We start from the raw sequence: 26376 nt of genomic DNA, 5'->3' as shown, positions 1-26376 counted from the left end.
AACGGGTTTCCTGCAGGCAAGACCGCAATTCTAACAAGTCGGCCCGGGCGTGGCGCCCTGCCCTGGCAGACCCCGGCGATGGCCGGCCGGCTGTTTCACGCTGCGCATCCGGCGCTGCGCGCGCTGTTCGATGTCCTGGCAGGGCCCGGAGGCGGCGTTTGGGCCGGCCTTTCGGGCGCGAGCTGCCGAATCGCGGCGCTCGGAGGCGCCCTGCCATACGGGTGCTGACGCTGTTGCCCTGCGCGCTTGCTCAGGCCGCTTCGTGGTGCTCGACGATCAGCTGGATGGCGGTGCCGCCGCGGTAGTCGTCCGGGCACAGGCGAAAGGCCAGGCGCAGGCGCGAGGGCGGCGCATCGCCGCGCCAGCCGCCGAAGTGGATGGCATTGATCGGGGCCTGTTGGCCCTCCAGGCGCAGCACCAGCTTGAGATGGCGCTCGCTCAGCACCCGCCAGTCCAGCACGTCGAAGCAGCCATCGAACAGGGGCTCGGGATATCCCTGCCCCCACGGCCCGCCATCGCGCAGGGCCATGGCGTGCTGGATGTCGAATTCGCTCCCCAGCAGCTCACCGTCGCTGAGCAACTCGTGCTGCAGCAGCGCCTGGTCCAGGCTCTGCTGGGTGTAAGCCAGGAACGCGTCGCGGAAGGCCGGCAGGTCCTCCAGCGCCAGGGTCAGGCCGGCAGCCATGGCGTGGCCGCCGAAGCGCGGGATCAGTCCCTCGTGGCGCGCATCCACCGCGGCCAGCGCATCGCGGATGTGGAAGCCGGGAATCGACCGGGCCGAGCCACGCAGCTGCGTGCTGCCAGGCTCGGCCGGTGCGAAGGCGATGACAGGGCGGTGCAGGCGGTCCTTCATCTTGGAGGCGACCAGCCCCACCACGCCCGGATGCCAGTCCGCATCGAACAGGCAGACCGCCACCGGCGCCTGGCCCTCGCTGGCGGCCAGCCTGGCGATCGCGGCCTCGGCCTCGTCGGTCATCTGCTGCTGGACGCCGCGGCGCTCGGCATTGATGCCGTGCAGGACCTGCGCCATTTCGCGTGCCGCCTGCGGATCGTCGCTGAGCAGGCAGGCGATGCCCAGGGCCATATCCTCCAGGCGCCCGGCGGCGTTGAGGCGCGGGGCGATCGCAAAACCGATATCCGAGGCGGTCAACCGCGCGGCCTGGCGCCCGCAGACCTCGATCAGCGCGTTGAGCCCGGCGCAGCCCTGCCCTGCCCGCAGGCGTCGCAGGCCGGCGGACACCAGCGCCCGGTTGTTGGCATCCAGCGGCACCAGGTCGGCCACCGTGCCCACCGCGACCAGGTCCAGCAGCGTGGTCAGGTCCGGCTCTGGCGATGGCAGGCCGCCGGCCTGGCGCAGTGCCCGGCGCAGCGCCATCAGCACGTAGAACATCACGCCGACGCCGGCCAGCACCTTGCTGGGAAAGCCACAGCCGGGCTGGTTCGGATTGACGATGGCATCGGCCACCGGCAGGCGCTCGCCCGGCAGGTGGTGATCGGTGACCAGCACCTTCCAGCCCTTGGCCTTGGCCAGGGCGATGCCGGCGTGGCAGGCGATGCCATGGTCCACCGTGACCAGCAGGTCCGGCTTCAGCGCGTCCAGCTCTTCCACCAGTGCCGGCGACAGGCCATAGCCATGCACCATGCGGTTGGGCACGGCCGGGCTGACATGACGCGCGCCCAGCAGGACCAGGCCGCGCACGGCCAGGGCGCAGGCGGTGGCGCCGTCGCAATCGAAATCGCCCACCACCACGATGTGCTGGTCCTGCGCGATCGCCTCGGCCAGCAGTGCGGTGGCCTGGGCCATGCCGAGCAAGCCTTCCGGCGGCAGCAGCTGGGCCAGGCGTGGCCGGGCCAGTTCCAGCGTGGTCGCGCCCCGGCTGGCGTACAGGCGCTGCAGCAGCGGCTGCACGCTGGGCGGCCAGCCATCGCAGACCACCGGCGCGCGCCGGGCGATGCGCGTACCGCTCACAGTGCCTGCAGGTCCTGCAACGGCCGACGCCAGAAGCGCCAGCGCTGGGCGTGCTGCAGCTGCGCCAGACGGCCATCGGCAAAATCCAGCGCCAGCCCGGTCAACGCGCCCTTGGCCAGCTCGTCCAGCAGCGGCTGCAAGGCCTCGCCACAGAGCATCTCGGTGGAGGTCAGATGCCGCAGGTCCACCAGCACCGACCCTTGCGCGGACGGATCGGTCGCCCCGGCGGCATGGGCCAGCGCCGACAGCAGATCCTCGCGGCTCTTGACCTGCGCATGCGTGGTGCGGACCGCGTCGGGCAGCGTGCCGGCGCCCCAGAACCACAGGCCGTTGACCGCTGCCTTGCCTGCCGCCTGGCGGGCGGCGTTGGCCGGGTGGGCATGCAGCAGGATCTGCGCCTCGTTGAACAGGGCCCGCCAGCGCCGGCCGGCATCGCCCGCGGGCAGGTGCGCGAACAGGTCGTCGCCCACGGCCAGGTGCGGTGGGGTGAAATCCGGCAACGGGGTTCCGGGCGTCAGCCGCAGGTACCAGCGCGAGGGCACCGGCGCATCGAGCAGCATGCCGGCGTCGCCGAACAGCGGCTTGAGCGCGCGCAGCAGCGCCTGGCACTCGTCCGCCTGCAGCGCCAGCGCCTCGCCGTGGGCCAGCATGCGCGCGCCATTCATGTCCGGGGCCATGTAGGCCGGATCGGCACGCAGCCACAGCGCCCCGGCGGCGTCTTTCGCATCGCGCTGCCGGGTCAACGCTGCCGGCGCCCAGCGATCGGGCACCAGTTGGAAATGCCGATGCAGTTGGGCCCGCTCGCCCGGCTCGACCGACCGCACATCCGCGCGCGCCAGCGCACGCCCGACGCCAGCGGACAACGCACCCGACAGGCGGGTGCGTGGAGGCAGCAGCAAGGTGGCCTGGGTCATGCGGACCGCCGCGTCCGGAACTGCATCAGCCGTGGTAGGCGACGCTGACGATCTCGTAGTCGTGCTCGCCGGCGGGGGCCTGGATGGTCACCGTGTCGCCTTCGTTCTTGCCGATCAGGGCGCGCGCGATCGGCGAGGAAATGGCGATCAGCGACTGCTTGATGTCCGCCTCCAGGTCGCCGACGATCTGGTACTTCTTCTCCTCGTCGGTATCGACGTCGGCCAGCACCACGGTGGCGCCGAACACCACGCGCGAGCCGGCGTTCAGCGCAGCCACGTCGATCACCTCGGCGGTGGACAGCTCGGCTTCCAGCTGGTTGATGCGACCCTCGATGAAGCCCTGCTGCTCGCGGGCGGCGTGGTACTCGGCGTTTTCCTTCAAATCGCCGTGGGCACGCGCCTCGGCGATGTCGGCGATCACCTGCGGGCGCTTGACCGACTTCAGATGGTCGAGCTCGTCGCGCAGACGCTGCGCGCCGGTCTTGGTGATGGGGGATCTCATGCTTGCAACTCCTTGTGCAGCTCCTGCAGCGCCCAGACCGGGCCGGTCCCGCGGAACTCCAACGATTGCACCAGCGCACGCGCGCCGGCAATGGTGGTGGAATACGTGACGCGCTGTTGCAGCGCCTCGCGACGGATCGAGAACGAGTCGGAGATCGCGCTGCGGCCTTCGGTCGTGTTGACGATATATACCAGCTCGCCGTTCTTGATCAGGTCAACGACATGCGGCCGGCCTTCGGCGACCTTGTTGACCTGCTCGCACTCCAGGCCGTTCTGGCGCAGCCAGGCACAGGTGCCCTGGGTGGCCACCAGCGTGTAGCCCTTGGCGACCAGGTCCTGCGCCACCGGCAGCACCCGCTTCTTGTCCGGATCGCGCACCGACAGAAACGCCTTGCCCGGCTTCGGCGCGCGGATGCCGCCGGCCTCCTGCGCGCGCGCGAAGGCGGCGCTGAAGCTGCGGCCCACGCCCATGACCTCGCCGGTGGAACGCATCTCCGGCCCCAGGATCGGGTCCACGCCCTGGAACTTGGCGAACGGGAAGATCGCCTCCTTCACCGAGTAGTAGTCCGGCACGATTTCCTCGGTCGCGCCCTGCTCCTGCAGGGTCTTGCCGGCCATGCAGCGGGCGGCGATCTTGGCCAGTGCCATGCCGGTGGCCTTGGACACGAACGGCACGGTGCGCGAGGCGCGCGGATTGACCTCAAGCAGGTAGATGGTGTCATCGCCCTCCTCGTTGGTCTGGATCGCGAACTGGGTGTTCATCAGGCCGATGACGTTCAGGGCCTTGGCCAGCTCGACGACCTGGCGCCGCAGCTCGGCCTGGGTCTTGGGCGAGAGCGAATACGGGGGCAGCGAGCAGGACGAGTCGCCCGAATGCACGCCGGCTTCCTCGATGTGCTCCATCACGCCACCGATCAGGACCTGGCCGTCCTTGTCGGCGATGATGTCCACGTCGCATTCGACCGCGTTGTCCAGGAAGCGGTCCAGCAGCACCGGCGAATCGTTGGAGACCTTGACCGCATCGCGCACGTAGCGCGCCAGGTCGGACTCGCCGTAGACGATTTCCATCGCGCGGCCGCCCAGCACGTAGCTGGGGCGCACCACCAACGGATAGCCGATCTCGCGCGCCAGCACCAGCGCCTCCTCGGCATTGCGGGCGATGCGGTTTGGCGGCTGCTTCAGGCCCAGCTTGTCCACCAGCTGCTGGAAGCGCTCGCGGTCCTCGGCCAGGTCGATCGAGTCCGGCGAGGTGCCGATCACCGGCACGCCGTTGGCCTCGAGCGCGCGCGCCAGCTTCAGCGGGGTCTGCCCGCCGTACTGCACGATCACGCCCTTTGGCTGTTCCAGCTCGACGATCTCCAGCACGTCCTCCAGCGTCAGCGGCTCGAAGTACAGGCGGTCGGAGGTGTCGTAGTCGGTGGACACGGTCTCCGGATTGCAGTTGACCATGATGGTCTCGTAGCCATCCTCGCGCAGCGCCAGTGCCGCATGCACGCAGCAGTAGTCGAACTCGATGCCCTGGCCGATGCGGTTGGGGCCACCGCCCAGGATCATGATCTTGTCGCGATTGCTGGGCGCGGCCTCGCACTCGTCCTCATAGGTCGAGTACAGATACGCGGTGCTGGTGGCGAACTCGGCCGCGCAGGAATCCACGCGCTTGTACACCGGCCGCACCTTGTGGGCGCGGCGCAGCGCACGCACGGCCGCCTCGTTGGTGCCGGTCAGCTGGGCCAGGCGCGCGTCGGAGAAACCGGCGCGCTTGAGCTTGCGCAGGCGCGCGGCATCCAGCGCATCGATGCCCCCGGCGGCGACCTGTGTCTCGAACGCGATGATGTCCTCGATCTGGTCCAGGAACCACGGATCGATGAAGGACAGCTTGTAGACCTCGTCCACGCTCATGCCGGCGCGGAAGGCGTCGCCGACGTAGAACAGGCGTTCCGGACCCGGCGCCTTCAGCTCGCGGCGCAGGGTCTGCAGGTCGTCCTCGCTGGACAGGTTCAGGCCGGTGGGGTCCAGGCCGATCTTGCCGGTCTCCAGGCCACGCAGCGCCTTCTGCAGCGATTCGGAGAAGGTGCGGCCCATGGCCATCACCTCGCCCACCGACTTCATCTGCGTGGTCAGGCGCGCATCGGCCTGCGGGAACTTCTCGAAGGCAAAGCGCGGGATCTTGGTGACCACGTAGTCGATCGACGGCTCGAACGAGGCCGGGGTCAGACCGCCGGTGATCTCGTTCTTCAGCTCATCCAGCGTGTAGCCCACGGCCAGCTTGGCCGCGACCTTGGCGATCGGGAAACCGGTGGCCTTGGAGGCCAGCGCCGAGGAACGCGACACGCGCGGGTTCATCTCGATCACCACCACCCGGCCGTTTTTCGGGCTGATGCCGAACTGCACGTTGGAGCCGCCGGTGTCCACGCCGATCTTGCGCAGCACGGCGATGGAGGCATCGCGCAGGCGCTGGTATTCCTTGTCGGTCAGGGTCTGCGCCGGGGCCACGGTGATCGAGTCGCCGGTGTGCACGCCCATCGGGTCCAGGTTCTCGATGGAGCAGACGATGATGCAGTTGTCCGCAGTATCGCGGACCACCTCCATCTCGAACTCCTTCCAGCCCAGCACCGACTCCTCCACCAGCACCTCGGTTGTCGGCGACAGTTCCAGGCCGCGGTTGACGATCTCGATCAGCTCCTCGCGGTTGTAGGCGATGCCGCCGCCGCTGCCGCCCAGGGTGAAGCTGGGACGGATGATGGTCGGATAGCCCACCGTGGTCTGGATCTCCAGCGCCTCTTCCAGCGTGTGCGCCACGGCCGCCTTGGGGCATTCCAGCCCGATCTCGCCCATGGCCACGCGGAACAGCTCGCGGTCCTCGGCCATGCGGATGGCCTCGCGCTTGGCGCCGATCAGCTCGACGTTGTACTTCTCCAGCACGCCGTGGTCGGCCAGGTCCAGCGCGCAGTTCAGCGCGGTCTGGCCACCCATGGTCGGCAGCAGCGCGTCGGGCTTTTCCTTGGCGATGATCTTCTCGACCGTCTGCCAGTTGATCGGCTCGATGTAGACCGCATCGGCCATTTCCGGGTCGGTCATGATCGTGGCCGGGTTGCTGTTGACCAGCACCACGCGGTAACCCTCGTCGCGCAAGGCCTTGCACGCCTGCGCGCCGGAGTAGTCGAACTCGCAGGCCTGGCCGATGACGATCGGGCCGGCGCCGATGATGAGGATGGTCTTGAGGTCAGTGCGCTTTGGCATGTCAGTTCTTCTCGGCGTTCTGGGTCGACATCAGCGCAACGAAGCGGTCGAACAGGGGGGAGACATCGTGCGGGCCAGGCGAGGCTTCCGGGTGGCCCTGGAAGGAGAACGCCGGCGCATCGGTCAGGGCGATGCCCTGGTTGGTGCCGTCGAACAGCGAACGGTGGGTCACGCGCACGTTGGCCGGCAGCGAGGCTTCATCGACCGCGAAGCCGTGGTTCTGCGAGGTGATCATCACCCGGCCACCGTCCAGGTCCTGCACCGGGTGGTTGGCGCCGTGGTGGCCATGGCCCATCTTCACCGTCCGGGCGCCGCTGGCCAGGGCCAGCAGCTGGTGGCCCAGGCAGATGCCGAAGGTCGGGATCTGCCTGTCCAGGAACTGCTTGATCGCGGCGATGGCGTAGTCGCAAGGCTCCGGGTCGCCCGGGCCATTGGACAGGAACACGCCATCGGGATGCATCGCCAGCACCTCGGCGGCAGGCGTCTGCGCCGGCACCACAGTCACATCGCAGCCGCGCTCGGCCAGCATGCGCAGGATGTTGAGCTTCACGCCGTAGTCGTAGGCCACCACCTTGTACTTCGGCGCGGCTTCCACGAAAGCGTTGCGGTCCAGGTCCAGCTGGCCCTCGGTCCAGCGGTAGCTCGATTCGGTGCTCACCACCTTGGCCAGGTCCATGCCCTTCAGCCCAGGGAACTTGCGCGCCGCCTCCAGAGCCTGCTCGACATCGAGCTTTTCCCCGGGCGCGGCCGCCATCAGCGCACCGTTCTGCGCGCCTTTCTCGCGCAGGATGCGCGTCAGCTTGCGGGTGTCGATGCCGGCGATGGCCACCACACCGCGCTTGACCAGCCATTCCGGCAGCGACTCCTGGCTGCGCCAGTTGCTGGGACGACGCGGCACGTCGCGCACGATCAGCCCGGCGGACCAGATCTTGCGGGCTTCGTCATCGATCTCGGTGCACCCGGTGTTGCCGATGTGCGGATAGGTCAGCGTGACCATCTGGCGGGCGTAAGAGGGGTCGGTGAGGACCTCCTGGTAGCCGGTCATCGCGGTATTGAACACCACCTCGCCTACGGAAAGGCCTGCGGCGCCGATCGATTCGCCTTCGAATACGGTTCCGTCTTCGAGAACGAGGATGGCTGCTTGGGTCACGGAAGTCTCGCTTTAACTAGTTCGGAGGGACTCCGACCGCTGCGTTCTGGCTGAAACCAGGTTGCAGCAAAGCGCGGACGCGGTGCGGGACCGGTCCGACGATCAGGTTCGGGCAGGCGAGAATTGTAGCGATTCAGGCGCCTGGCTGCCAGCCTTGTCCTGTGGCGATTCAGGCAGATGACGCCGTACCGCGGCGCATGTGACGCCGATTCCGGCGCGCTTCAGTCCAGCAGATCCTTGACCCGGTACAGGCCCGGAGCGCGCGAGGCCAGGCGGCGCGCGGCATGCAGCGCGCCTCGGGCGAAGATGTCGCGGTTGGTGGCGCGATGGACCAGCTCCACGCGCTCGCCCATGCCGGTGAACTGCACCAGGTGTTCACCGACGATATCGCCGGCGCGCAGACTGGCATAGCGCGGCTGCGCCCCGCCATGCTCGGCCGCCTGCCCCAGCGTGAGCGCGGTGCCCGAGGGCGCATCTTTCTTGTGGATGTGGTGCGATTCGACGATGTCGCACTCCCATTGCGACAGCAGCGCCGAGGCGCGCTGCACCAGGTCTTCCAGCACCGCCACTCCCAGGCTGAAGTTGGAGGCCCACAGCACGGGGATGCGCTGTGCTGCCTGCTGCATGGCCTGGCGCTGGCTCTCGTGCAGGCCAGTGGTGCCCGACACCAGGGGTTTGCCGCGCGCCAGGCATACCTCCAGCATCGGCGAGAAGCCTTCGGGCAGGCTGAAGTCGATGGCCACGTCGAAGGCCGGCACCGCGGCCAGCTCCTTGGCCCCGAAGTACGGCACGTTGCCGACCACGCGCTGGGCAGGGGTGCGACCGGTGACCGCGCCGACGATCGCCAGGCCGGGGTGCTCCGAGGCGAGCCGGAGCAAGGCCTGGCCCATGCGACCGGAGGCCCCGTGGATCAGCACCCGGGTTGGCGCCCCATCTGCCGCGCTCATGCGGCCACCTGCAGGGCCGCGATCTCGGCCTTGACCAGGTTGCCCAGCACTTCCATGCCTGCATCGATCTTCTCGGCGGGCACGGTGACGAAGGACAGCCGCAGCGTGTTGCGCATCGGGTTGCCGGCGAAGAACGGCGCGCCGGGCACGAAGGCCACATTCTGCGCGATCGCCTTGAGCAGCAGTTCGCCCGTATCGATGCCTTCAGGCAGCGTGACCCAGATGAACATGCCGCCTTCGGGGCGGTCCCACTTGGCCTCCGCGGGGAAGTGCTTTTCCAGCGCCGCCATCATCAGCGCGCACTGGCGCGCGTAGAGATCGCGGATCACCGGGATGTGCTGGTCCAGGAAACCGTCCTGGATCACCGCGTGCACCATGCGCTGGCTGAAGGACGGCGTGTGCAGATCCGAGGCCTGCTTGGCCTGCACCAGCTTGGCGAACAAGGGCTCCGGCGCCACCACGTAGCCCAGCCGCAGGCCCGGCGCCAGCACCTTGGAGAACGAGCCCATGTAAACGCCGCCCTCGGGATTGAACGACAGCAGGCTCGGCAGCGGCGCGCCGCTGTAGTACAGCTCGCCGTACGGGTCGTCCTCCACCACCGGCACCCCTGCGCCAGCGGCCCGTTCAACCAGCGCCTTGCGACGTTCCAGCGGCAGCCGGCGCCCGGTGGGATTCTGGAAATTCGGCAGGCAGTACATGAAGCGCGCGCCATCGAGGGTGTCCGCATCCAGCGCATCGGTCTGGATGCCCTGCCCGTCAGAGGCCATCGGCACGAAGTTGGGCTGGAACAGCGAGAACGCCTGCAGCGCGCCGAGATAGCTGGGCGTTTCCACCAGCACCTTGCTGCCCTCGTCGATCAGGGCCTTGCCCAACAGGTCCAGGCCCTGCTGGGAACCGGTGGTGATCAGCACCCGGCCCGGGCTGACCTCGGCGCCATTGCGCGTCAGGTGCGCGGCGACCCACTCGCGCAGCGGCAGGAAGCCTTCGGTCGGGCCGTACTGCAGGGCCGCGTGCGGGGCATCGGTCAGCACCCTGTTGGAGGCCTCGCGCATGCGCTCCACCGGAAAGGTCGCTGGCGAGGGCAGGCCGCCGGCGAAGGAGACCACCTCCGGGCGCTCGGTGACCTTGAGGATCTCGCGAATGGCCGAACTGGTCAGGGCGAGGGCGCGCTTGGACAGGGTGATGTGGGTGGTCATTCGACCATTGTAGAACGCGGCCCAATTCGCGCCAAAGGTCGCATGGAGAGGCTTGCGGCAGTGCGTCATGCTGCCGCCACCACGTCGTGATGCAGGAACTGAAAGTGGACGACCTGACCTATCGCAAGATCCAGCAAAGCCCCCGTTTCCAGCAGCTCGTGCGCAAGCGCTCGCGCTTTGCCTGGGCGCTGTCGGTGCTGATGCTGGCGATCTACCTGGCCTTCATCCTGGCCATCGCCTTCGAGCCGCAATGGCTGGGAACGCCCATCGGCAGCGGCACCATCATCACCTGGGGCATCCCGGTGGGCGTGGGCATCATCGTGGCGGCCTTCGTGCTGACCGGTGTGTACGTCTGGCGGGCTAATGGCGAGTTCGACCGCATGACCGCCGAACTGTTGAAGGAGCTGGAGGCATGAAGCTGCGCCTGTTGCTGGTCCTGCTGGCCAGCCTGCTCCCCACCCTCGCCTACGCCGCCGACGCCATCACCGGCGAGGTGAAGCAACAGCCGTTGAACGTGGCGGCCATCGTCATGTTCGTGGCCTTCGTGCTGTTCACTTTGGGCATCACCTACTGGGCCGCGCGCCGCAGCAAGTCGGCCTCGGACTACTACGCGGCCGGCGGCAAGATCACCGGCTTCCAGAACGGCCTGGCCATCGCGGGCGACTTCATGTCGGCGGCCTCGTTCCTGGGTATCTCCGCACTGGTGTTCACCAGCGGCTATGACGGGCTGATCTATTCGATCGGCTTTCTGGTCGGTTGGCCGGTGATCCTGTTCCTGATCGCCGAACGCCTGCGCAACCTGGGCAAGTACACCTTCGCCGACGTGGCCTCCTATCGTCTGGGACAGCGGCAGATCCGCCTGCTCTCGGCCAGCGGCGCGCTGGTGGTGGTGGCGCTGTACCTGATCGCGCAGATGGTCGGTGCCGGCAAGCTGATCCAGCTGCTGTTCGGCCTAAACTACCACGTGGCCGTGGTGCTGGTCGGCATCCTGATGGTGCTGTATGTCCTGTTTGGCGGCATGCTGGCCACCACCTGGGTGCAGATCATCAAGGCGGTGCTGCTGCTGGGCGGCGCCAGCTTCATGGCCTTCATGGTGATGAAGCACGCGGGCTTCTCCTTCGAGACGTTGTTCACCGAGTCAGCCAAGGCCCACGCCAAGGGCCGGGCGATCATGGCCCCCGGCGCGCTGGTCTCCGACCCGGTCTCGGCGATCTCGCTGGGCCTGGCGCTGATGTTCGGCACCGCCGGCCTGCCCCACATCCTGATGCGCTTCTTCACCGTGGGCGATGCCAAGGAAGCGCGCAAGTCGGTCTTCTACGCCACCGGCTTCATCGGCTACTTCTACGTTCTGACCTTCATCATCGGCTTCGGGGCGATCCTGCTGGTCAGCACCAACCCGGCCTTCAAGGATGCCGACGGCCTGCTGCTGGGCGGCAACAACATGGCCGCCATCCACCTGGCCGATGCGGTCGGCGGCAGCATCTTCCTGGGCTTCATCTCGGCGGTGGCCTTCGCTACCATCCTGGCCGTGGTGGCCGGCCTGACTCTGGCCGGCGCTTCGGCGGTCTCGCACGACCTCTACGCCAGCGTGATCAAGCACGGCAAGGCCAACGAGAAGGACGAGATCCGCGTCTCCAAGATCACCACGGTGATTCTGGGCGTGGTCGCCATCGGGCTTGGCATCGTGTTCGAGAAGCAGAACATCGCCTTCATGGTGGGCCTGGCCTTCTCCATCGCGGCCAGCTGCAACTTTCCGGTGCTGTTCCTGTCGATGTTCTGGAGCAAGCTCACCACCCGCGGCGCCATGCTGGGCGGCTGGCTGGGGCTGGGAACGGCGGTGGTGCTGATGATCCTGGGCCCGACCATCTGGGTGCAGATCCTGGGACACGACAAGCCGATTTACCCCTATGAGTACCCGGCCCTGTTCTCGATGATCGCCGCCTTCGTCGGCATCTGGTTCTTCTCGATCACCGACACCTCCGCGCGCGGCGCCGCCGAGCGCGAACGCTTCGGCCCGCAGTTCGTACGCTCGCAGACCGGCATCGGCATCAGCGCCGCCGCCGAGCACTGAGGGTCGGCCTGCACGTTCGACCCGACAGCCCGGCACTTGCCGGGCTGTCGCGTTTCCAAAGCGCCCAGGCTGCTACTTCTCCAGCACCACCAGCGGTGCGAAGCCGCCGAAGATCATGCGCTTGCCGTCGAAGGGCATCGGGTTGACCTCAGGATCCAGGCGAGGGTCTTCCATCATCTTCTTCATGCCGGCATCGCGGGTGGCCTTGTCCGGCCACTCGATCCAGGAGAACACCACCGTCTCATCCTCGGTGGCCTGGACGGCACGCCGGAAATCGGTCTGCTGGCCCTCCGGGACGTCGTCGCCCCAGCACTCGTAGACCCGGATCGCCCCGTAATCCATGAAGACCGCATCGCCGGCGCGGGCGTGGTCGATGAACTTCTGCTTGTTGGCGGTGGGCACGGCAATGACGAATCCATCCACGTAGGACATGAGCGACTCCTCGACTCGGAAGATAGGAATGCAGTGGGGACGGTCATCGTCCCTGCCACATCCTTTGCGACGAGTGAGCATGGCCCGGATCGACACCGGCGCCGGCCCGGCGATCAAAAAAGTTGGGCCTGGCGAACGACCGGCGGTCCACATTCCCATGCACCCGGATCCAGCGAGCGCCCGGGCGCCTGGCGAAATTCTCACCAATCCCGGCCAAACCCTGACGGCGCCTGCCCGCGCGCGGGTTGTCCACAGGGGTATCCCAGCGGTCATCCACAGGCCGTGTGAATAGCCGCGAGTTCCCGCTGGCGCAGCTCACAACCGTGATGCCGGTGCCTGGACAAAAAATCGCCACCCAGCGGAAAGCCTTGCCAGCCAAGTCTCACGCCGGCTTGTCCACAGGCGTATCCCACTGATCATCCACACCCTGTGTGGACTAATCGCGCAGCACCCGACCCACGCCGGAAGCATCGACCGCCTCGGCCGCCGCGCGCAGCGCCTGCGCATCGGTCCGGCTGTCGAATCCGAAGCGGAAATGCACTTCGCCGGCAGGCGTGCGCAGCGAATGCAACGAGGCAATGCTGACGCCTTGCTGCTCGAACACATGCAGCAGCGCCCGCAGCGACCCGGGTTGGTCGTGCGGCAGGTGCACGCTCAAGGTCAGGGTCTCGGCCAGGTCGGCCAGCAGGTAACCGATGCGCTCGAACTTGTAGTTGCCGTCGGCCAGCGCCGCCTCCCCCACCGAGGCGCGATTGTCCAGCAGCACCGTATCGCGAAAACGCGCACGCGCTGCGTCGTCGCCCTGCTGGACCGTGTCGCGCATGGCCGACAGGCTGGACACCAGCGCATCCAGGACCGCCGGCACGTGCGGATTGCCGAACTGAATGTCCTCGTAGATCGCCGGATTCATCGACAGGATGCGCGAGAGGATCGCCCCATCCATCTCGAAGGACGCCGAGCGAAACGGCATCAGCGCCTGGAGCCCACCGACACGGTCGGCGTACTGGCGCAGCACGTCGGCCTGGGCCAGATGCGTGGCATGCACCATGGCCTGCACCAGCGCCATGATCTGGTCATGGTGTTCCGGCGTGGTGCGCACGCATTCGGCTTCCAGCGCGGCCAGCAGGCTGGCCACCCAATCGCGCCAGGTCTCCAACCGGGCTTCGCAGACCACGGCGACGCGGCCCTTGAGCGTGGGCGACTTGGGCGGCGCGGTCATCGGATGCAGGCCGACCACTTCCGCGCTGGACTCCAGCAGTGCCCGCACCGGTCCGGACTTGATCGAGGTCAGGTCCATCCACAGCTTGCCGGTCTCGGCACCGGCGGCCTGGGCCACGTAGCCCCGGATCAGGCCTTCGGTCAGGCGAATGGGCGCGCTGAAGATCAGCACGTCGCTGGCGGCGATCAGCTCGGCCTCGCTCGGCGATGTCGGATCGGCCGGATCGCGGCCGATGACCTCAAGACCCATCCGCTCGGTGAGGAAACGATGCAACCAGCGCCCGTAAGCGCCCTGGCTGCCGACGATGCCCACCACGGGCGAAGGCTTGTGCATGCACGTCACGTCAGTTGATCCAGGCGGCATTGTAGGCATCAGTGCTTGCCGCCAGCGACCCGAGCCCATCGGGCGATGCCCTTCGATGCCCGAAACTGCGCCCTGCCTACGCGGGCGCACCGCGCACTCGGCGCGCGTGAAACACCGCCGATCCAGCTCCAACGCGCTGCCGCAGCTGAAGGTCCTGGCCTGGTCTTGAAGGCCGCACCGACGCACCCGCTCCAAGCGCACGCCTGGGCGCGCATGAAAAAGGCGACCGGATCACCGGTCGCCTTATCCAATGCCCTGTGCGAGCGGCTCAGGAGGTCATGCGATCCCAGAACCCCTTGACCCCATCGAGGAAGGTCGCCGACTTGGGCGAATGCTTGCGAGCATCCTCGCCACTGAAGGTCGCCTCGAACTTCTCCAGCAGCTCGCGCTGCTCCTGGGTCAGGTTGACCGGAGTTTCCACCAGCACCTTGCAGAACAGATCGCCCTCGCTCCGGCTGCGCACCGACTTGACGCCCTTGCCGCGCAGGCGGAACAGCTTGCCGGTCTGGGTCTCCGAGGGAATGCGGATCTCCGCCTCGCCGTTCAGGGTCGGCACGCGGATGGTGTCGCCCAGCGCGGCCTGCGAGATGCGGATCGGGACCTCGCAATGCAGGTCGTCGCCATCGCGCTGGAAGATCTCGTGCTCGCGCACCCGCACTTCCACGTACAGGTCGCCCGGCGGGGTTCCGGCCGGGCCGGCCTCGCCTTCGCCGGACAGGCGGATACGGTCGCCGTTGTCCACGCCAGCGGGAATCTTGACCGACAGCACCTTCTCTTCCTCCACACGACCGGCGCCACGGCAAGTCCTGCAGGGATTGGTGATGATCTGACCGCGACCGCCGCAGTGCGGACAGGCCTGCTGCATGGTGAAGATGCCACGCTGCATGCGCACCTGGCCGCGGCCGCCGCAGGTCGAGCAGGTCTCGACCTTGCCGTCTTCCGAACCGCTGCCGCGACATGGCGAGCATTCGGCCAGGGTCGGGATCTCGATGCGCTTGTCGGCACCGGCCACGGCCTCTTCCAGGTCCAGCTCCATCACGTAGCCGATGTCCGCGCCACGTCGCGCCGCACGGCCACCGCCGGCGCCACCGCCGAAGATGTTGCCGAAGATGTCCCCGAAGATGTCGCTCATGTCCGGGCCGCCGGGGCCGCCCGGGCCGCCGCCGCCCATGCCGTGCTCGAACGCGGCATGGCCATGCTGGTCGTAGATGCGACGCTTGCCGCCGTCGGACAGGACCTCGTAGGCCTCCTTGCATTCCTTGAAGGCCGCCTCGGCCGCCGCATCGCCCGGATTGCGGTCGGGGTGATGCTTCATCGCACAGCGGCGATACGCCTTCTTCAGCTCTTCGTCGCTGGCATTGCGGGACACGCCCAGGACTTCGTAGTAATCGCGCTTGCTCATAGGGCGGGGACTGGGGATTCGATAGTCGGGATTCGTTCAACGCAAAAGCGGAGAGCCTGAGCCCTTCCGCTTTTGCACGGTGAATGGATTGGAAGCCGGAGCCGGGCGTCGTTGCGGCCAGGCCCAACGACTCCCCAATCCAAACTCCCAAATCCCGCCTTACTTCTTGTCGTCCTTGACCTCAGTGAACTCGGCATCGACCACGTCGTCGGCCGCGCCGCGCGCCTGCTGCGCACCGGCATCGCCGGCGCCGCCCTGCTCGCTGGCCGCCGCGGCGGCGTACAGCGACTGTCCGGCTTCTTCCAGCACCTTGGACTTGGCTTCGATCTGGGCTTTGTCGTCGCCCTTCATCGCCGTCTCCAGATCCGCCAGCGCCGACTCGACCTTGCCGATCACATCGCCGCCCACCTTGCTGCCGTGTTCGGTGATGGCCGTGCGGGTGGCGTGGATCAGGCCATCGGCCTGGTTGCGGGCCTGCACCAGCTCGTGGAACTTCTTGTCCTCCTCGCGGTTGGCCTCGGCGTCGGCGACCATCCGGGCGATCTCATCGTCCGACAGGCCCGAGCCGGCCTTGATCTCCACCTTCTGTTCCTTGTTGGTCTTCTTGTCCTTGGCCGACACGTGCAGGATGCCGTTGGCGTCGATGTCGAAGGACACCTCCACCTGCGGCATGCCGCGCGGGGCCGGCTCGATGCCGGACAGGTCGAACTTGGCCAGCGACTTGTTGAAGCGGGCCTGCTCGCGCTCACCCTGCAGCACGTGCACGGTCACGGCCGACTGGTTGTCCTCGGCGGTGGAGAACACCTGCGAGGCCTTGGTCGGGATGGTGGTGTTCTTCTCGATGATCTTGGTGAACACGCCGCCCATGGTCTCGATGCCCAGCGACAGGGGGGTCACGTCCAGCAGCAGCACATCCTTGACGTCGCCACCCAGCACGCCGCCCTGGATCGCCGCGCCCAGCGCCACGGCCTCGTCCGGATTGACGTCCTTGCGCGGCTCCTTGCCGAAGAACTCGGTCACCGCCTGCTGCACCTTGGGCATGCGGGTCTGGCCGCCGACCAGGATCACCTCGGTGATGTCGCTGGCGCGCACGCCGGCATCGTTCAGCGCAATGCGGCAGGGCTCGATCGACTTCTTGATCAGGTCCTCCACCAGCGCTTCCAGCTTGGCGCGGGTCAGCTTGATGTTCAGGTGCTTCGGGCCGGAGGCGTCGGCGGTGACGTACGGCAGGTTCACCTCGGTCTGCTGGCTGGAGGACAGCTCGATCTTGGCGCGCTCGGCCGCATCCTTCAGGCGCTGCAGCGCCAGCGGATCCTTGCGCAGGTCGATGCCCTGGTCCTTGTTGAACTCATCCACCAGGTAGTCGATGACGCGCTTGTCGAAGTCCTCGCCACCCAGGAAGGTGTCGCCGTTGGTGGCCAGCACCTCGAACTGCTTCTCGCCGTCGACTTCGGCGATCTCGATGATCGACACGTCGAAGGTACCGCCGCCCAGGTCGTACACGGCGATCTTGCGGTCGCCGGCGCCAGACTTGTCCAGGCCATAGGCCAGGGCCGCGGCGGTGGGCTCGTTGATGATGCGCTTGACGTCCAGGCCGGCGATGCGGCCGGCGTCCTTGGTGGCCTGGCGCTGGCTGTCGTTGAAGTAGGCCGGCACGGTGATGACCGCCTCGGTGACCTTCTCGCCCAGGAAGTCCTCGGCGGTCTTCTTCATCTTCTCCAGCACGCGCGCGGAGATTTCCTGCGGCGCCATCTTCTTGCCGTCGGCGGTGGACACCCAGGCGTCGCCGTTATCGTGCGCGGCGATGCTGTACGGGACCAGGTCCAGGTCCTTCTGCACTTCGGCGTCGGTGAACTTGCGACCGATCAAGCGCTTGACCGCGTAGAAGGTGTTCTTGGGGTTGGTCACGGCCTGGCGCTTGGCCGAGGCGCCCACCAGGACTTCGCCGTCCTTGGTGTAGGCGATGATCGAAGGCGTGGTGCGGTCGCCCTCGGAGTTCTCGATGACGCGGGCCTTGCCGCCGTCCATGATCGCCACGCACGAATTGGTCGTGCCCAGGTCGATGCCGATGATCTTGCCCATGGTGCTTGCTCCGTCTCTAAAGCGAATGTCTGTCGGGATGAACCGGCCGTCGGCCGGCTCGATGGTCCAGATATAGGGATGTGATGCCGGGCTTCAAGCGCCCGTGGAACACAAATTTCCAGCGGCCGCCCAGGGCGGCTCAGTCCTGCCGGGCGACCACGACCAGCGCCGGCCGCAGCAGGCGGTCGTTGAGCAGGTAGCCCTTCTGGAACACCGTCACCACGCTGCCCGGGGCCACGCCCTCGCCCTCGGCCTCGGCCTGGCTGATGGCCTGGTGGTGTTCGGGGTTGAACGGCTGGCCCACCGGGTCCAGCAGCTTCAGGCCGTTGTCGTCGGCGACCTTGAGCAGCTGCTTCTGGGTCAGCTCCAGGCCTTCGCGCAAGGGGCTGGGCTCGGCGCCGGCGGCGGTCAGGCCCGCATCCAGGCTGTCGAACACCGGCAGCAGCTGGCCCAGCAGCTTCTCGTTGGCGAACTTGCGGGCGTTTTCCACGTCCCGGGCCACGCGCTTGCGCTGGTTGTCCAGGTCGGCACGCTCCAACAGCGCGCTGGCCCGCAGCTGCTCCAGCTCGGCCTTCAGCGTCTCGATCTCCGCCTGCAGCAGGGCTTCGGTGTCCTGGTGCCCCTCGGCGGACGCCGGGGCCTGGTGGGTCTGTTCGTTATGGTCGTGCGAGGTCATGAATCGGTCCGTCGCGGCCAGGTGCGGCCGCCTGATGCCCACCTATGGGGGCATCGGCCGGCCTTTCAAGCGTCTGTGGCCACGCTTACTCCTGCGCCGGGTCGATCGCCGCACCGAGCACGTCCGCGGCGGCCTGCACGATCGGGATCACCCGGTCGTAGGCCATGCGGGTCGGTCCGATCACCCCCAGCACACCCACCACCTGGCCGCCGGCGCGGTAGGGCGCGGTCACCACCGACACGCCCGAGCGCGGGGCCAGACCGGTTTCCTCGCCGATGAAGATGCGCACGCCAGGGGCATCGATGGTGCGCTCCAGCAGCTGCAGGATCTCGCGCTTGCGGGCGAAGGTCTCGAACAGCTCGCGCAGGCGGTCCAGGTCGGACAGGTCCTGCACGCCCATCAGCCGGGTCTGGCCGGCCAGCACCATGTCATCGCCCGAGGGCACCAGCGCGTGTTCGGCCAGCTCCATGGTCTGGGCCAGCAGCGCCTCCATCTCGGTCTGCGCGCTGCGCAGCTCGCGCAGCAGCGCGTGGCGGATCTCGGCCACCGGGCGGCCGGCGAAATGCGCGTTGAGATAGTTCGCCGCCCGCTCCAGCTCGCCCGGGTCGAACACCCGGCGTGGCTCGAACACCCGGTTCTGCACCTCGTGATCGGCGAACACCAGGATCGCCATCACCCGGCGCCCGTCCAGCGGCACGAAGTCGATGTGGCGGAAGGCGAACTGCTCGCGCTTGGGCGCGCCGACCACCCCGACGAAATGGGTCATGGCCGAGAGCAGCTCGGAGGCATTGCCCAGCAGCGACTGGGTGCCCACGCCCGCGGGCAGCTCGGACCGCAGCCGCTTGACCTCGGCATCGCCCAGCGGCTTGAGCTGCAGCAGGCTGTCCACGAACATCCGGTAGCCCTGCTGGGTGGGCACGCGACCGGCCGAAGTGTGCGGCGAGGTCACCAGCCCGGCATCCTCCAGGTCCGCCAGGATGTTGCGGATGGTCGCGGCGCTGACTTCCAGCCCGGCGTGCCGGGCCAGGGTCTGCGACCCGACCGGCTCGCCGTCCTGGATGTAGCGCCCGATCAGCGTGCGCAGCAGCTGCCGGGATCGGGGCGGGAGATCGAGCGGGTCGGCGGCCATGGCCGATAGATAGTCGCCGCCGGCCGGCAATGCAAGCCGCTGTTCGCCCGTCTCCGGTCTCAGTCCTTGCGCCGCATCCCTCTACAATCCGCACCATGCTGACCCATCTCTCGCTCAAGGACTTCGCCGTCGCCCGTGCCACCGAACTGGAGTTCGGCCCCGGCATGACTGTCATTTCCGGCGAAACCGGCGCCGGCAAGTCGCTGCTGGTCGATGCCCTGGGTTTCCTGTCCGGGCTGCGCGCCGATTCGGGCGTGGTGCGCCATGGCAGCGACCGCGCCGAGCTATCGGCCGAGTTCGACCTGAGTGGCCAGGCCGCCGCGGCCGCCTGGCTGCGCGAGCGCGAGCTGGACGATGCCGGCCAGTGTCAGCTGCGTCGGGTGATCCGCGCCGATGGCGGCTCGCGCGCCTGGATCAACGGCCGCAGCGTCACCCTGGGACAGCTGGGCGAGCTGGCCGGGCACCTGGTGGAGATCCACGGCCAGCACGAGCACCAGGCGCTGATGTCGCGGGCCCGCCAGCTGGACCTGCTGGACGCCTACGCCGGCAACGAGGCCGAGCGCAAGGCCGTGCGCCAGGCCGCCGGCCGCTGGCAGGCCCTGCTGGCCGAGCGCGACCTGCTGAGCGCCCAGGGCGATGTCTCCGACCGCATCAACTATCTGCAGCACCAACTGGGCGAGCTGGAGCAGGAATCGCTGGCCCCGGAGGCCATCGCCGCCCTGGACACCCACCATCGTCGCCAGGCCCATGCCACCGCGCTGATCCAGGGCTGCGATGCGGCCCTGGGGACGCTGGCGGGCGAGGACGGCCCTTCGCTGACCAGCCAGCTGCAGCAGGCCCGCTCCACCCTGGCCCGCCTGGCCGAGCACGAGCCGCGGCTGCGCGAGGTCGACGGCCTGCTGGACAGTGCCCTGATTCAACTGGACGAGGCCGAAGCCCTGCTCGCCCAGGTCCGCGACGACCTGGAAGCCGATCCTGAGCAGTTCGAGCAGCTTGAGCGCAAGCTGGCGCGCATCCACGACCTGGCCCGCAAGCATCGGGTGGTCCCGGACGAGCTGGCCGGGCGTCGCGATGCCATCGCCGCGGAACTGGAAGGCCTCAAGGGCGCCGGTGAGCGCCTGCTCTCGCTCAACGCCGAGATCGAGCAGGCGCGCCAGGCCTGGCGGGTGGCCTCGGACAAGCTGGGCCGCAGCCGCGCCAAGGCCGCCAAGACCTTGTCCAAGGCGGTGACCGCGGTGATCGGCGAGCTGGGCATGTCCGGCGGCGTGTTCGAGATCGGCCTGGAGCCGCAGGAGGAAGAACGCCCGGACCCCAACGGCGGCGAGCGCACCGAATTCCTGGTCTCGGCCAATGCCGGCCAGCCGCCTCGGCCACTGCGCAAGGTGGCCTCGGGTGGCGAGCTTTCGCGCATTTCACTGGCCATCGAGGTCTCGGCGCTGGATTCGGACGCGGTGCCGACCATGGTGTTCGACGAGGTCGACTCGGGCATCGGGGGCGCCGTGGCCGATATCGTCGGCAAGAAGCTGCGTGCGCTCGGCGCGCGCCGACAGGTGCTGTGCGTGACCCACCAGCCGCAGGTCGCCGCCCAGGGCCACGCCCACTACCGCGTCAGCAAGGCGCCAGTGGAGGGCATGACCCAGTCCTCGGTCGAGTCGCTGGACGCGGGCGCACGCCAGGAAGAGCTGGCGCGCATGCTGGGCGGGGTGGAAGTCAGCGACGAGGCCCGGGCCGCCGCCCTCAAGCTGCTGCAGTCGGCTAGCTGAGCCGGCTGTCCAGCACCTGCGCAACGTCAACGGGCCGGCACAGGCCTACCCGTCCGTAAACGCTTGCAGGCTTGGCTTAGCGGCGCTTTTTGCGCACGTAGAGCACCAGCGAGTGCTCCTCGATCTCGTAGCCGTGCTCGGCCGCGATCTTGTGCTGCAACTGCTCGATCTCCTCGCTGGAGAACTCGATGACCTTGCCGGTGTCGATGTCGACCATATGGTCGTGATGCTCGCCGCGGTCCAGCTCGTAGACGGCCTGGCCGCCCTCGAAATTGTGCTTGAGCACGATGCCGGCCGCTTCGAACTGAGTCAGCACGCGGTAGACGGTGGCCAAGCCGATTTCATCGCCATGCTGGATCAGATGACGGTAGATGTCCTCTGCGGTCATGTGCCGCGCCTTGGCCTGCTCCAGCAGTTCAAGGATGCGCATCCGCGGGTGGGTGACCTTCAGCCCCACCTTGCGCAGATCGTGTGATTCCATGGCGTCTCCGTTTATTGGCGGTTTAGCGCCAGCTGCCTGAAAACGGGTGGCGGCGATAACGGGAGTGTATCATCGCCCGGTCTATTGCCCGACCCTTCCCGATCCATGCGCAATCTCCTGCTGCTCGCCGCCCTCTCCGTTTCCGTCAGTGGCTGCGGCATCATCTACAAGCAGCCGATCTACCAGGGCAACCTGATCGAGAAGAAGAACGTGGACCAGCTGGCCGTCGGCCAGAACCGCCAGCAGGTGATGGCGCTGCTGGGCACGCCCTCGGTCGCCGACCCGTTCCACGCCGATCGCTGGGACTACACCGCCACCCAGCGCACCGATCGCGTGGGCCACACCGAGATCAAGAACTTCACCGTGTTCTTCGAGAACGATGCGGTGGCGCGCTGGGAAGGCGACTACTTCCCCGAAAACAACTCGCAGCTGGCCAGGGACGTGCGCAAGTTCGGCCCGAACCTGGCCAAGGACAAGAAGAAGAAAGGCGGCCGCTGACAGCGGTCGAGCCGCACAGCGGCGAACAGCCCGCCTGCGCAGCCTCTCCGACGCTGTGCTTTTATAGCCAGTCGCGCTACGGTCCACACCAGCTTTCAATCTTCTAGCATTGCAGGCGTGCCTGGATGCGTTGTGCTGCAGGCAATCCAACCAGCGTGATGCCCTAGCCTGCCTTGGACCGGCGCTCGGCGCGGCGACGACGCGCGTCCTTCGGGTCGGCCTGCAGCGGCCGCAGCAGCTCCACGCGGTCGCCATCCTGCACGGGGGTGTCCAGGCTGGCCACGGTGCCGAACACCGCATAGGCGCACACACTTTCGACCTGCCGCATGCCGGCCGCATCCAACGCGTCGGCCACGCGGCTGTCGCCTGGGAGCTCGACCCGCACCGACTCAAAGCGCCCGGGCCAGGCCATGAGCACCTCCACGCGCATCGTCAGAGGCCGCGGTCGGCCACGCGGATGAAGTCATCGACCATGCGGTCGGCCAGGCCCTTGAAGCCCACGCGCATCGCCGGCGCCAGCAGGCGGTTGCTGGGCTCGAACTCCAGCGTCAGGGTGACCTTGCAGGCGCTCTCATCGAGCGATTGGAATTCCCAGCGGCCATGCAACTTGCGGAACGGCCCATCGCGCAGCTGCATGTCGATCCGCGAGGGACGCTCCAGCGCGTTCTCGGTGGTGAACCAGGTGCGCAGCGCGCCCAGGCCCAGGTCCAGGCGCGCCAGCATGCGGTCCTCACCCGATTCGATCACCTGGGCCTGGTCGCACCAGTCGAAGCGCCGCGGATAGGCGGACACGTCGTTGACCAGGTCGAACATATAGCTGGCGGGATGGGCGACCAGGGCGCTGCGGCGGATCGTGTGCATCGGGACTCGTGGTTGTCGGGCTCGCATGCATCCGGGCCATCGGCGACAATGTGCGGATGGCCAAGAAACCCTCCAAGGATAAAGCAAACAGCACCGGGACCATCGCGCTGAACAAACGCGCGCGTCACGAGTACCACCTGGAGGAGCGCATGGAGGCCGGGCTGGCGCTGCAGGGCTGGGAGCTGAAGTCCATCCGCGCCGGCCGCGCCAACATCGGCGAAAGCTATGCGGTGGTGCGCCAGGGCGAGCTGTACCTGTTCGGTGCCCAGTTCACGCCGCTGATCCAGGCCTCCACCCACGTGGTGGCCGACGATCGCCGCACCCGCAAGCTGCTGTTGCACCGTCGCGAGATCGACGTGCTGATCGGCAAGGTCGAGCGCGACGGCTACACCCTCATCCCCACCGCGATGTACTGGAAGGGCAACAAGGTCAAGCTGGAACTGGCCCTGGCCAAAGGCAAGCAGACCCACGACAAGCGCGATGCGGCCAAGGAGCGCGACTGGCAGCGCGACAAGCAGCGGGTGATGCGGCAGCATAATCGCGATGCTTGAGGGCCAGGAGTGAGTGGAGAGGAGTGAGGAGTGAGTGAAGGCGGTGGGCGCGCGCTTCGACGTCCGCTCGCAAAAGTAACCCGTGAAAGCTGATTGTGGGAAAACTCTCTCGAAATCCCGCTGTGGGAGCGGCTTCAGCCGCGAAGTGGCCTGCCCCTGAGACCCGGAAGCAGGAGGGGCAAGCCCTTCGCGGCTGAAGCCGCTCTCACAGGTTCAAGGCTGATCCTGGGACGGTTTCTGCAGGCGCTCAGACACCTGCTCTGCTGAGCTCGATGCCGACATCAGCACATCACTTGCACCGCGGCCCGCGCCAGCAAGCATGTGAACCGAATCGAGCCAGCGCTGCCAGAGCATGAGTTCCGCCCCGCTCCGGCCTTTGCTCACTCCTCACTCCTCTCCACTCACTCCTCACCCTAAGTCGCCGCCAGCATCTTCACCAGGTTCGGAATGCCGCAGCCCTGCATGTAGCGGTCGCGACCGATGTCCGTGCAGTGCTCCAGCAGCAGCTGCTTCATGCGGTCCGGGGAGCCGACGAACTCGCGCCGCACCGACAGGAACGCCGCCAGCAGTCCGGACACGTGCGGGGCGGCCATGCTGGTGCCGCTCATTTCCACCATCCAGGTCGCCGGGTCGCGCACGCGGTAGCCATGGTGGGCCGAGACGATCTTCTCGCCCGGGGCGACCACGTCCGGCTTGCGGCGGCCATCGACCGTCGGCCCACGCGAGGAGAAATACGACACGCCGTAGGTGTGCGGGTTGGACTTGTGCACCGAGCCCACGGCGATGGCCTCCTCCAGGTTGGCTGGGTCGCCGATGGTCAGATCCATGTTGGCCGGATAGGCCTGGCCATCGCCCTGCATCAGCCAGGCCACCCCTTCGTTGCCCGCGGCCAGCACCACCGCCACGCCCTGCCGCCACAGCCGGCGTAGTTCGTTGCACAGCGGGGTGAAGCCGCAGCCATAGCTTTCCGGATCGAACGCGCCGCCCAGGCTGAGGTTGAGGCCATGGATCACCAGCTGGCCCGAGCGCTCGTTGAGCTCGGAGACCTGCTGCAGCGCCTTGATGATCCACGCATCCTGGCCGTAGCCGGCATCGTCCAGCACCTTGAAGCCGTACAAGGTGGCATCGGGCGCGACCGCGGTGTATTGCAGGCGTTGGCCGCGCTCGCCGCCCGGCAGCGGCGCATTGCAGCGCCCGGCGATGATGCCCGCCACGTGCGTGCCATGGCCGTTGCGGTCCAGCCGCGCGAAGGCATCGCCGTCGGCGCGGGTCAGCTTCCTGGGCCGGCCGCGCACGGTGCAATCCCACTGCATCGCGACCTGGTCGCGCACGTTGCGCTCAAAGAAATGCGGATGCCCGGCAGCGATGCCCGTATCCAGCACCGCCCATCCGATCCGTTCGCCCAGGGCCCGGTAGGCGACCTGCGCCGCGTCGGCCTGGATCACGCTGCGCGACTGATGCAGCAGCGCCCGCTTGCCCGCATTGCGCCACATGCGCTTGAAATGCAGGCTGCGGTAGACATCGCGCAGCGACTCGATCTCAAATCGCGTCAGCCGTGCCGCCACGAAGCGCTGCAGGCCGTCTTCCAGGCCGATGGCGTCATCCAGCGCCTCCCCGCCCAGGCCGGTCTGGGCGGCGGCCAGCGTCCGGATGTGGGCGATCAGATCGGCCTTGGCCTCGCCGACGCTGGTCATGCCAGCGGGCAAGGTATCCAGCTCCACCAGCACCTGGTGGCGGAAATCGGCGTGCTGCGACTCCATCTGGTCGGACAGGTCCTTGATCAGCACCGGGCTGGACACCGGCTGGTCGAACCCCACCCCCACCGCCGCCCGCACCTCCGCGCGCACCACCGGCAAGGACAGGTAACCCGAGCCCGAATGGGGGTTGCGCGGCCCGTCCGGGTTGATGCCCGGCCCCTTGTGATTGACGAAGCGGCCGGCGGCGCCTTCGATGTCATCGCTCAGATCCGCATCCAGCGCGACCGGGTCGCGGGTGTCGGCCACGTTGACCCAGCGCTCCACGCAGGCCGGGAACGGCAGCTTCTTCCGCTTGGTCCACTGGTTGAACATGCTGCGCACGCTGGGCAGGCCCAGCGGGGAGCCGATGGTGACCAGCAGGCTGACCTTGCAGCGGGCCGGGTCGAGCTTGCGCAGCACCTCGTAGGCGATCATCGAGCCCTGGCTATGCGCCACCACGACGAACGGACCGCCGCCGGATTCCAGGCGCTCGCGCAGGCTGCGCTCCATCGCCTCGCGCCGCTCCGGCACGAAGAACAGGTCATGCACGTCCTGCAGGAGCGCCGCCGACACCAGTCGCAGCAGCAGCTCGTTGATGCCGGTAAACAGGCCTTGCGCGCTGGGGCCCACACCCGCCGGCGCCTGCGCCTGCAGCTCGCGCAGCATCTGCTCCAGCATGGCCTTTTCGCGGGCCGACTCGGCCAAGGCATCGACCAGCTCCCCCAGGTCACGCCGTTCCGGCATCACCCCCAGGGCGCTGAGGATGCGCTGCTCGGCCTGGTTCACGCTGGGGCCCTCGTCGCGATCGGCGCAGGTGGCTGGCTCCGGTGTCGGATAGCGCGTCCGGTTGACCCAGTAGGCCAGGCGCGTGCGCTCGCCCATCGAGCGCCCGAACAACGCCTTGTCCCACTGGCAGCGCAGCACGTCGGCGCTAGGCTTGTTGCCGATGCCATGGATGTACACCACGGTCTTGGCCTGCCCCTGCGCGGCGGCCAGGTAGCCGGTCCGGGCCAGGGCGTCGGGGTCGTCGTTGCTGGCGGCCGCCGCTGGCGCCTTCTTGCGCGTGACCGTCTTGCCGGCGGTGGGCGTCTTGCCCGTGGCCGCCCCTGCCTTGGGTGCGTTCTTCTTGCCTGCCATGCTCCAGCCTCTCCATGGGTGGATCTGCAAGGCCCAACGCAGTCCCCTGCTGTGGTGG

General features: G+C 67.9%; 22 protein-coding genes. 5 read left to right on the top strand and 17 right to left on the bottom strand.

Features of this window, described 5'->3' with window-relative positions; all coding sequences use genetic code 11:
- Positions 1-250: 250 nt before the first annotated feature.
- The 7 genes from recJ to EPA99_RS05270 all read right to left on the bottom strand — a co-directional run bounded on the left by recJ (position 251) and on the right by EPA99_RS05270 (position 9917).
- Complete coding sequence (gene recJ, locus EPA99_RS05300; protein WP_425479171.1) at positions 251-2011, bottom strand: single-stranded-DNA-specific exonuclease RecJ; 1761 nt, start codon at positions 2009-2011, stop codon at positions 251-253.
- Positions 1966-2883, bottom strand: a complete 918-nt coding sequence (locus EPA99_RS05295) for a phosphoglycerate mutase (RefSeq protein ID WP_129470148.1) — start codon at positions 2881-2883, stop codon at positions 1966-1968. Before EPA99_RS05295 ends, recJ begins: the two co-directional genes overlap by 46 nt.
- A 25-nt stretch (positions 2884-2908) precedes the next feature.
- The gene (greA, locus tag EPA99_RS05290) at positions 2909-3385 is read right to left on the bottom strand and encodes a transcription elongation factor GreA (RefSeq protein WP_129470147.1); all 477 of its coding nucleotides are present in this window, start codon (positions 3383-3385) and stop codon (positions 2909-2911) included.
- Positions 3382-6624, bottom strand: a complete 3243-nt coding sequence (gene carB, locus EPA99_RS05285) for a carbamoyl-phosphate synthase large subunit (protein ID WP_129470146.1) — start codon at positions 6622-6624, stop codon at positions 3382-3384. The genes greA and carB overlap by 4 nt, the downstream gene beginning before the upstream one ends.
- 1 nt (position 6625) lies before the next feature.
- The gene (gene carA, locus EPA99_RS05280) at positions 6626-7774 is read right to left on the bottom strand and encodes a glutamine-hydrolyzing carbamoyl-phosphate synthase small subunit (protein WP_129470145.1); all 1149 of its coding nucleotides are present in this window, start codon (positions 7772-7774) and stop codon (positions 6626-6628) included.
- 221 nt (positions 7775-7995) lie between these two features.
- Positions 7996-8721, bottom strand: a complete 726-nt coding sequence (gene dapB / locus EPA99_RS05275) for a 4-hydroxy-tetrahydrodipicolinate reductase (RefSeq protein ID WP_129470144.1) — start codon at positions 8719-8721, stop codon at positions 7996-7998.
- Positions 8718-9917: an aminotransferase-like domain-containing protein gene (locus tag EPA99_RS05270; RefSeq protein WP_129470143.1), complete on the bottom strand. Its 1200-nt coding sequence runs from the start codon at positions 9915-9917 to the stop codon at positions 8718-8720. Before EPA99_RS05270 ends, dapB begins: the two co-directional genes overlap by 4 nt.
- Before the next feature lie 89 nt (positions 9918-10006).
- Between EPA99_RS05270 and EPA99_RS05265 the strand changes: the two genes are divergently transcribed.
- Positions 10007-10333, top strand: a complete 327-nt coding sequence (locus tag EPA99_RS05265) for a DUF485 domain-containing protein (RefSeq protein WP_425479164.1) — start codon at positions 10007-10009, stop codon at positions 10331-10333.
- Positions 10330-11988, top strand: coding sequence for a cation acetate symporter (locus EPA99_RS05260; RefSeq protein ID WP_129470142.1), 1659 nt, complete (start codon positions 10330-10332; stop codon positions 11986-11988). The genes EPA99_RS05265 and EPA99_RS05260 overlap by 4 nt, the downstream gene beginning before the upstream one ends.
- A 72-nt stretch (positions 11989-12060) precedes the next feature.
- On the opposite strand, the gene EPA99_RS05255 is transcribed toward EPA99_RS05260, so the two are convergent.
- From EPA99_RS05255 to hrcA, 6 genes are all read right to left on the bottom strand, one after another.
- Positions 12061-12420, bottom strand: a complete 360-nt coding sequence (locus tag EPA99_RS05255; RefSeq protein ID WP_129470141.1) for a DUF1428 domain-containing protein — start codon at positions 12418-12420, stop codon at positions 12061-12063.
- Between the two features lie 436 nt (positions 12421-12856).
- Complete coding sequence (locus EPA99_RS05250) at positions 12857-13972, bottom strand: prephenate dehydrogenase (protein WP_129470140.1); 1116 nt, start codon at positions 13970-13972, stop codon at positions 12857-12859.
- Between the two features lie 298 nt (positions 13973-14270).
- On the bottom strand, positions 14271-15404 hold the full coding sequence (gene dnaJ, locus EPA99_RS05245) for a molecular chaperone DnaJ (protein WP_129470139.1): 1134 nt from the start codon (positions 15402-15404) through the stop codon (positions 14271-14273).
- 159 nt (positions 15405-15563) lie between these two features.
- Positions 15564-17486 carry a molecular chaperone DnaK gene (gene dnaK, locus EPA99_RS05240; protein WP_129470138.1) on the bottom strand — a complete coding sequence of 641 codons (1923 nt, stop codon included), beginning with the start codon at positions 17484-17486 and terminating at the stop codon, positions 15564-15566.
- Positions 17487-17625: 139 nt separating this feature from the next.
- The gene (gene grpE, locus EPA99_RS05235) at positions 17626-18162 is read right to left on the bottom strand and encodes a nucleotide exchange factor GrpE (protein WP_129470137.1); all 537 of its coding nucleotides are present in this window, start codon (positions 18160-18162) and stop codon (positions 17626-17628) included.
- Positions 18163-18247: 85 nt separating this feature from the next.
- Positions 18248-19291, bottom strand: coding sequence for a heat-inducible transcriptional repressor HrcA (hrcA, locus tag EPA99_RS05230; protein WP_129470136.1), 1044 nt, complete (start codon positions 19289-19291; stop codon positions 18248-18250).
- Positions 19292-19386: 95 nt separating this feature from the next.
- Between hrcA and recN the strand changes: the two genes are divergently transcribed.
- Positions 19387-21054: a DNA repair protein RecN gene (gene recN, locus EPA99_RS05225; RefSeq protein WP_129470135.1), complete on the top strand. Its 1668-nt coding sequence runs from the start codon at positions 19387-19389 to the stop codon at positions 21052-21054.
- 76 nt (positions 21055-21130) lie between these two features.
- Here recN and fur read toward each other — a convergent pair whose 3' ends face one another.
- Positions 21131-21535 (bottom strand): ferric iron uptake transcriptional regulator, encoded by a 405-nt coding sequence (gene fur, locus EPA99_RS05220; protein WP_164978567.1) that lies wholly within the window; start codon positions 21533-21535, stop codon positions 21131-21133.
- 105 nt (positions 21536-21640) lie between these two features.
- On the opposite strand from fur, the gene EPA99_RS05215 reads away from it, so the two are divergent.
- Positions 21641-22033 (top strand): outer membrane protein assembly factor BamE, encoded by a 393-nt coding sequence (locus tag EPA99_RS05215; RefSeq protein ID WP_129470133.1) that lies wholly within the window; start codon positions 21641-21643, stop codon positions 22031-22033.
- A gap of 163 nt (positions 22034-22196) precedes the next feature.
- On the opposite strand, the gene EPA99_RS05210 is transcribed toward EPA99_RS05215, so the two are convergent.
- On the bottom strand, positions 22197-22463 hold the full coding sequence (locus EPA99_RS05210) for an RnfH family protein (protein WP_129470132.1): 267 nt from the start codon (positions 22461-22463) through the stop codon (positions 22197-22199).
- Between the two features lie 2 nt (positions 22464-22465).
- Entirely contained in the window at positions 22466-22894 is a 429-nt protein-coding gene (locus EPA99_RS05205; RefSeq protein WP_129470131.1) for a type II toxin-antitoxin system RatA family toxin, read from the bottom strand.
- 56 nt (positions 22895-22950) lie between these two features.
- Here EPA99_RS05205 and smpB point away from each other — a divergent pair, with 56 nt between their 5' ends.
- Positions 22951-23445, top strand: coding sequence for an SsrA-binding protein SmpB (gene smpB, locus EPA99_RS05200; RefSeq protein ID WP_129470130.1), 495 nt, complete (start codon positions 22951-22953; stop codon positions 23443-23445).
- Between the two features lie 413 nt (positions 23446-23858).
- Here smpB and EPA99_RS05195 read toward each other — a convergent pair whose 3' ends face one another.
- Positions 23859-26318 carry a S8 family serine peptidase gene (locus tag EPA99_RS05195; RefSeq protein ID WP_129470129.1) on the bottom strand — a complete coding sequence of 820 codons (2460 nt, stop codon included), beginning with the start codon at positions 26316-26318 and terminating at the stop codon, positions 23859-23861.
- Positions 26319-26376: the final 58 nt, after the last annotated feature.

The sequence above is a fragment of the Pseudoxanthomonas composti genome, from assembly GCF_004122095.1.
Classification (GTDB): domain Bacteria; phylum Pseudomonadota; class Gammaproteobacteria; order Xanthomonadales; family Xanthomonadaceae; genus Pseudoxanthomonas_A; species Pseudoxanthomonas_A composti.
Note: the sequence above shows the minus strand (reverse complement) of the source record. Positions and strands in the feature narration are given on the sequence as shown.

Excerpts from the sequence above, each read along its gene's own strand:
- EPA99_RS05295 (WP_129470148.1), bottom strand. The coding sequence starts at position 2,883 with ATGACCCAGGCCACCTTGCTGCTGCCTCCACGCACCCGCCTGTCGGGT.
- greA (WP_129470147.1), bottom strand. The coding sequence starts at position 3,385 with ATGAGATCCCCCATCACCAAGACCGGCGCGCAGCGTCTGCGCGACGAG.
- carB (WP_129470146.1), bottom strand. The coding sequence starts at position 6,624 with ATGCCAAAGCGCACTGACCTCAAGACCATCCTCATCATCGGCGCCGGC.
- dapB (WP_129470144.1), bottom strand. The coding sequence starts at position 8,721 with ATGAGCGCGGCAGATGGGGCGCCAACCCGGGTGCTGATCCACGGGGCC.
- EPA99_RS05270 (WP_129470143.1), bottom strand. The coding sequence starts at position 9,917 with ATGACCACCCACATCACCCTGTCCAAGCGCGCCCTCGCCCTGACCAGT.
- EPA99_RS05265 (WP_425479164.1), top strand. The coding sequence starts at position 10,007 with ATGCAGGAACTGAAAGTGGACGACCTGACCTATCGCAAGATCCAGCAA.
- EPA99_RS05260 (WP_129470142.1), top strand. The coding sequence starts at position 10,330 with ATGAAGCTGCGCCTGTTGCTGGTCCTGCTGGCCAGCCTGCTCCCCACC.
- EPA99_RS05255 (WP_129470141.1), bottom strand. The coding sequence starts at position 12,420 with ATGTCCTACGTGGATGGATTCGTCATTGCCGTGCCCACCGCCAACAAG.
- EPA99_RS05250 (WP_129470140.1), bottom strand. The coding sequence starts at position 13,972 with ATGCACAAGCCTTCGCCCGTGGTGGGCATCGTCGGCAGCCAGGGCGCT.
- dnaJ (WP_129470139.1), bottom strand. The coding sequence starts at position 15,404 with ATGAGCAAGCGCGATTACTACGAAGTCCTGGGCGTGTCCCGCAATGCC.
- dnaK (WP_129470138.1), bottom strand. The coding sequence starts at position 17,486 with ATGGGCAAGATCATCGGCATCGACCTGGGCACGACCAATTCGTGCGTG.
- grpE (WP_129470137.1), bottom strand. The coding sequence starts at position 18,162 with ATGACCTCGCACGACCATAACGAACAGACCCACCAGGCCCCGGCGTCC.
- hrcA (WP_129470136.1), bottom strand. The coding sequence starts at position 19,291 with ATGGCCGCCGACCCGCTCGATCTCCCGCCCCGATCCCGGCAGCTGCTG.
- recN (WP_129470135.1), top strand. The coding sequence starts at position 19,387 with ATGCTGACCCATCTCTCGCTCAAGGACTTCGCCGTCGCCCGTGCCACC.
- fur (WP_164978567.1), bottom strand. The coding sequence starts at position 21,535 with ATGGAATCACACGATCTGCGCAAGGTGGGGCTGAAGGTCACCCACCCG.
- EPA99_RS05215 (WP_129470133.1), top strand. The coding sequence starts at position 21,641 with ATGCGCAATCTCCTGCTGCTCGCCGCCCTCTCCGTTTCCGTCAGTGGC.
- EPA99_RS05210 (WP_129470132.1), bottom strand. The coding sequence starts at position 22,463 with ATGCGCGTGGAGGTGCTCATGGCCTGGCCCGGGCGCTTTGAGTCGGTG.
- EPA99_RS05205 (WP_129470131.1), bottom strand. The coding sequence starts at position 22,894 with ATGCACACGATCCGCCGCAGCGCCCTGGTCGCCCATCCCGCCAGCTAT.
- smpB (WP_129470130.1), top strand. The coding sequence starts at position 22,951 with ATGGCCAAGAAACCCTCCAAGGATAAAGCAAACAGCACCGGGACCATC.
- EPA99_RS05195 (WP_129470129.1), bottom strand. The coding sequence starts at position 26,318 with ATGGCAGGCAAGAAGAACGCACCCAAGGCAGGGGCGGCCACGGGCAAG.